The organism is Faecalicoccus sp. (assembly GCF_036552745.1).
In the GTDB taxonomy this organism is placed as follows: Bacteria; Bacillota_I; Bacilli_A; order Erysipelotrichales; family Erysipelotrichaceae; genus Faecalicoccus.
On record NZ_JAXKBY010000065.1, the window covers coordinates 1 to 5,998 of the forward strand.

General features: G+C 39.3%; 6 protein-coding genes. All 6 read left to right on the forward strand.

The window, feature by feature from the left end; genetic code table 11:
* Window positions 1-188: 188 nt before the first annotated feature.
* The gene (locus tag U0M88_RS03185) at window positions 189-473 is read left to right on the forward strand and encodes an HU family DNA-binding protein (RefSeq protein ID WP_195223057.1); all 285 of its coding nucleotides are present in this window, start codon (window positions 189-191) and stop codon (window positions 471-473) included.
* A gap of 124 nt (window positions 474-597) precedes the next feature.
* Window positions 598-2,193 (forward strand): putative manganese-dependent inorganic diphosphatase, encoded by a 1,596-nt coding sequence (locus U0M88_RS03190; RefSeq protein WP_272001335.1) that lies wholly within the window; start codon window positions 598-600, stop codon window positions 2,191-2,193.
* A gap of 2 nt (window positions 2,194-2,195) precedes the next feature.
* A complete protein-coding gene (pepT, locus tag U0M88_RS03195) occupies window positions 2,196-3,395 on the forward strand; it encodes a peptidase T (protein ID WP_331868883.1) in 1,200 nt (399 codons plus the stop codon).
* A gap of 117 nt (window positions 3,396-3,512) precedes the next feature.
* Window positions 3,513-4,172 (forward strand): hypothetical protein, encoded by a 660-nt coding sequence (locus U0M88_RS03200; RefSeq protein ID WP_117446410.1) that lies wholly within the window; start codon window positions 3,513-3,515, stop codon window positions 4,170-4,172.
* A 38-nt stretch (window positions 4,173-4,210) separates the two neighbouring features.
* A complete protein-coding gene (locus tag U0M88_RS03205; RefSeq protein WP_331868884.1) occupies window positions 4,211-5,386 on the forward strand; it encodes an NAD(P)-dependent malic enzyme in 1,176 nt (391 codons plus the stop codon).
* On the forward strand, window positions 5,383-5,998 hold a 616-nt coding region (locus tag U0M88_RS03210; protein WP_331868885.1), incomplete at its 3' end, for a patatin-like phospholipase family protein. The genes U0M88_RS03205 and U0M88_RS03210, both read left to right, overlap by 4 nt.

A 5,998-nucleotide genomic window follows, 5' to 3' on the forward strand; every position in this document is an offset into this window, starting at 1 on the left:
GTTTCTTTTTAATGCTGAATTATGGCTAAATCACCAAACTGTGGGTATAGCGTTTTGTTAAATATAAATTGAGGGTTACAAAATACTTTTTATTGGAACAAAATTATGCGTTCCCGTTGATAAAATATTGCAATAAGTTATGGATAATGATATGATTTCCACCGTAGTAAAAAAAGGAGGACATTTTCATGTCAGAAGTAGTAAGTAAAAAAGACTTAGTTGAAAAAATGGCTGAAGAATGTGGGGTATCTAAAAAAGATGCAGCTGCATACGTTAAATTCTTGCTTGACGAAATTACAAACACACTTGTTCAAAAAGGAACAGTAGATTTGAACGGATTTGGAAAATTTACGGTAACAGAAAGAGCTGCTCGTAAAGGAATCAATCCTTTGACAAAAGAATCTATTGAAATTCCGGCATCTAATGCAGTGAAGTTCAAGCCAAGCAAAGCTTTAAAAGATGCAGTAAAATAAGGGTTATCCTACCACATAATTATTGTTTGAGAGATAGATGAAGTTAAGGCAGACACAAAATTGTCTGCTTTTTTCTTTGGTCAATTATTGGTATAATGAGATGTAGTTGAAAAGGAGATGTATCATGACTTCACCGGTTTATATTGTAGGTCATAAAAATCCGGATACGGATTCTATTTGTTCTGCTATGGCGTTAGCCGAGCTCAAGCAGAAAATGGGAATGCATGCGGTTGCTGCTCGTATCGGACACTTAAATCCGGAAACCAGTTTTATTCTAAAAAAATTAGAGCTGGATCCACCTTTGTATATGACGACAGCCAAAAATACGTTGGCTGAAATAGAGATTGACGAGGCAATCACGATTCCTCGCCATGAAACTCTGCGCCATGGATGGGATTTGTGTCTGGATAAGGCAAAAGCACTCTATGTAGTGGATGACAATGATAATTATATTGGTATGGCTACCATTGGTGATGTTTCTAAAGTGCAAATGCAGGATCTAAATATCACGAAGGATCTGTTAAAGGAAACACCGTTAGAAAATATCGTAAAATGTTTGAAGGGAAGTTTCATCTTAAAAGGAACTTTGCCGATGAGTGGAGAAGTTCGCATTTCGGACAAAAAGCTCATGGAGCGTGATCTGGAAGGTGCTATCATGGTTTTAAGCGACCATGAGGATGATATGATCAAGAGTATGGCTAAAGGTTGTGCTGTGATCGTGATCGCGGAAAGCTTTGTTCCTAACGATTATATTATTGAAATGGCTAGAAAGTATGGGGTAACTCTTATTTCGACCAACTATAATACAATGAAGATCATTCAGATGATCTATCGAAGCATCCCGATCGAATTGATCATGACACCGGCCAGTGCGATCACATCCTTTAATCGCGGAGAGTTTTTGGAGGATGTGGAACGGGAAATGTTGAAGTCTCGTCATTCCAGCTATCCGGTATTGGAAAAAGGGAAAATCGTTGGTTCCGTGGCACGTTATCATATTTTAAAAGCAGAGAAGAAAAAGTTTATTTTGGTGGATCATAACGAAAAGAAACAAGCAATCAACGACATTGACAGTGCTTATATCTTGGAAATTGTCGATCATCATCGTATTGGTGATATCGAGACGGATCATCCGATTCAGTTCAGAAATATGATCGTAGGCAGTTCTTGTACGATCGTTGGTTTGATGTATCATGAAATGAATATCAAAATGTCGGATACGGCAGCGCGTTTGATTGCCTATGGCATTATTAGTGATACGATGAATTTTAATTCGCCGACATGTACGCAGATCGATAAAGATTTGGCAAAACGTATTGAAAAAGAACATGGTATCGATTTTGATGCGATGGCTAAAGAACTATTTGCCAATACCGCTACGATTCAAGATAAAAGTTTTGATACGATTTTACATAGAGATTCTAAAGAATATACTTTATCGGGAAAACGTGTGGCGATCTCACAGGTATTTATTTTTGATTTAGATGTAGTGGATCAGATCCGAGATGACTTTTTGAAGTACATGGAAGAAGAAAATAAAATGCGTCATTTAGATTTGTTACTGATGGTATTTACCAATGTGGAAGGCAAGGGAAGTCGCTTCCTTTATGTCGGAGAGCTTTCTCATGCGATAAAAGGATTAGTGGATTCTTTTACCAAAATGGGATATGTATCGCGTAAAAAACAAATCGTGCCAAGATTGGCTCAGGAGTTAGCATAATTATGAGTGTTACAGAAAAATTTTTACATTATGTATCGTTTGATACCCAATCCGATCCGGAAAGTACAACAGCGCCAAGTACAGAAAAACAGCTGGTGCTGGCAAAAGAGTTGGAAAAAGAATGCAAAACTTTAGGATTTCAAAAGGTGATGGTGGATCCACATGGGATCGTATATGCGACATTGGAGGCAAATGATGAAAGTCTTCCTTCCTTTGGCTTTTGTGCGCATATGGATACGGCTACGGAATTAAGCGGAAAAGACATTCATCCTCGAATCATTGAAAACTATGATGGTTCCACGATCGTTTTAAACGATCAATATCAAATGGATTGTAAAAAGTATCCGGCTTTATCCAACTGTATCGGTGATGATTTAATTGTGACCGATGGAAATACTTTGCTTGGTGGCGATGATAAAGCGGGTATTGCGATCATCATGCAGGCTGTAGATGAAATGATCAAAGAAAATCTGCCACATGGAAAGATCATCGTGGCCTTTACCCCTGATGAAGAAGTAGGACGGGGAACAGAGAATTTTGATTTAGAACAATTTCAGGTTGATTTTGCCTATACCGTTGATGGGGGCCGAATTGATGCCATTGATTATGAAAACTTTAATGCCGCTCAGGCTAAAATCACGATTACCGGCAATACGATCCATCCGGGCTATGCCAAAGATAAAATGATCAATGCTTGTCTTTTAGCACACGAGTTGATCGAAGCATTCCCAAAACAGGAAACACCGGCGCATACAGAAAACAGAGAGGGTTTCTATCATTTGTTGGATATGGAAGGAACTTGCGAAAGTGCCAGTCTGGCGTATATTATTCGTGATCATGACTTTGAAAAATTTACGGCCAGAAAGCAGTTTGTTCAAGATGTAATCAATTCTTTGAATCAGAAGTATGGCGATCGTTTCCAGTTGGAAATGCAGGATCAGTATTACAATATGGTTCAGTTTATGCATGGTGACATGCGTTCGGTGACAAGGGCAAAGGAAGCCTTGGCTGCCTGTGGTCTTGATCCCGTTTCCATACCAACACGCGGTGGAACTGATGGTGCTATGTTGACGGAAAAAGGATGCATCTGTCCTAATTTTGGTACAGGATCGTATAACCATCATGGTCGATACGAATTCTGCAGTATCAATCAGATGGAAACCATGGTTCAGGTTTTAAAAACATTGATGCAAAAGCCTTAGAAATTCTGAGGCTTTTTGTACTTTTTAATGCTTTAGAATCTAAAATATCACCTTTTATTTACAAACACTCTTTTTTAGTTTATTCTGTAAACAGACAATTTAGTAAGGGTGAAAATTATGTATTATGTCGTAGCAACCGTATTGTTAGTATTATGCTTACTGGGAATTCCCTATCTTATGCGCAGGAAAGTATGGAAAAATTTAAATTTGGAAATCATGAACAATGATTTTGATACCTATTATTTTACGATTGATTCACTCAAAGCACAGCTAAGTATGAGTGCATTTGAAAGAGAAAACATGCGTTTGAGCGGTTATATTGCGCAGGATCGTAAAGATGATGTGGAACAGCAATTGTCTATGATGATGAATATGCGTATCAAAAAAAATCAGAAATTGGCGGTCTATGAACGTGCGTTTTATTATTATCTGCAGTTAGGACGAGCCAAAAAAACCAAAGACATGATGGAATTGGTACGATCTATTGATGCAGAAAGGGCCGAAGATTTAGATATACAGTATAGTATTTTGATCAAAAAAGAAAGTAAGTATATTCCTGAAGTTGTGGCTAAGATTGATCACTTATGGGATGGAAAAAGTGAAATGGAACCGCAAAAGGAACTGGCGGTGGGAACACTAGAGTATTTATTGGGCTTACAGTATTCCTATAAAAATGATACCGAAAACATGAAAAAGGTGTTTGCGTCGGCTTTGAAGCATTGTGCAGGTACACCTTATGAAGATTCAATAAAACAAATCATGGAGCAAAAAGCATAGAGTAGTCTATGTTTTTTCTGTTTGAGAGGAGAGAGTTTATGGATTACGCAAAAGAAGCTTTACGTTTACACAAAGAATGGCAGGGGAAACTGGAAACGGTTGCCAAGATGAAGATTGAAACAAAAGATGATCTTTCTTTGGCATACACCCCAGGTGTTGCAGCACCGTGTCTGGAAATTGAAAAGGATAAGAGCCAGTCTTATGTTTATACAGGAAGAGGACACACGATTGCGGTCATAAGTGATGGAAGTGCGGTACTGGGGCTTGGAAATATTGGACCAGAAGCCGGTATGCCGGTCATGGAAGGAAAATGCGTTTTATTCAAAGCTTTAGGTGGTCTAGATGCCGTTCCACTTTGTTTAAATACACAGGATACGGATGAACTGGTCAATATTATTGCCGCTTTGGAACCAAGCTTTGGCGGCATCAATTTAGAGGATATCGCAGCGCCTCGTTGTTTTGAAATTGAAAAACGCTTACAGGAGCGTATGAATATTCCGGTTTTCCATGATGACCAACATGGAACAGCCATTGTGGTTTGTTCTGCTTTGGTTAACGCTTTACGCTTAGTAAAAAAAGAGAATCCGACTATTGTGATCAATGGTGCCGGCAGTGCCGGTTGTGCAATTGCACGTTTGATTTTAGACTTAGAGCTGGGCAATGTGATCTTAGTGGATCGACAAGGTATTCTTGTGGAAGAAATGAATCTGACAAGTGGACAAGAAGCACTTCTTTCAAGATTGAACAGGGAACATAAGGAAGGCGATTTAAGTGAGGCTTTAAAAGGAGCGGATGTCTTTATTGGGGTCAGTGCCGGCCATATTGTTTCTAAAGAAATGATTGCCAGTATGAATGAAAAGGCTATTGTTTTACCAATGGCCAATCCGATTCCCGAAATCGAGCCGGAGGATGCCAAAGAAGCCGGAGCTTATATTGTAGGAACCGGACGGAGCGATCATCCAAATCAGATCAACAACGTACTGGCTTTTCCGGGCATCTTTAAAGGCGCATTGGATGCTCAGGCAACACAGATCAACGATGCGATGAAAAAGGCTGCTGTGTATGCGATTGCCTCTATGGTGGATGAAAAGGAACTGTGTCCTGAACATATCATTGTTTCGGCTTTGGATAAACGAGTGGTTCCGGTCGTGGCTAAGGCTGTCAAGCAAGCCGCCATTGATTCCGGTGTCATTAGAAAGTGGGACAAAGAATGATTCAGGCAGGGCTGATCTGCGAAGGAGGAGGCACGAAAGCCGCCTATTCGGCCGGTGCTTTAAAATGCTTTCTGGAACATAAGATTTATGTACCTTATTGTGTCGGTATTTCGGCAGGAAGCGAAATTTTGTTGAGCTATACTTCTCGACAGATGTATCGCATGGAGGTAACCGGTATCGAAGCACCTTGTCAAAAAGGTGTAGTTGGTCTTCGCCCTTTTCTAAAAGAAAGAAATATCTTTGGTATTGAAGCTACAAATGATTTTATCGAAAGTAAGGCGCCTTTAGATTTCAAGGCTTTAAAAGAAAGCACAACGACCATGGAGATCGGTTTATACAATATGGAAACGCATCAGGTGGAATATTATGATCAAAGTTATGTCGATCAGAGTCAGACATTGATCAAAGCCAGCTGTGCTTTATTGATATTGTGTCGGCCTTACATGTTTCGAGGTATTCAATATATGGATGCCGGCTTGATCGATATGATCAGTATTCATCAAAGTATTCGCCATGGCAATCAAAAACATATCATTGTTTCCACCAAAGAAGAAGGATATGTAAGAAAACCAGCTCCTTCGTATCAATTAAAACTGGCAAAATGGTTATACA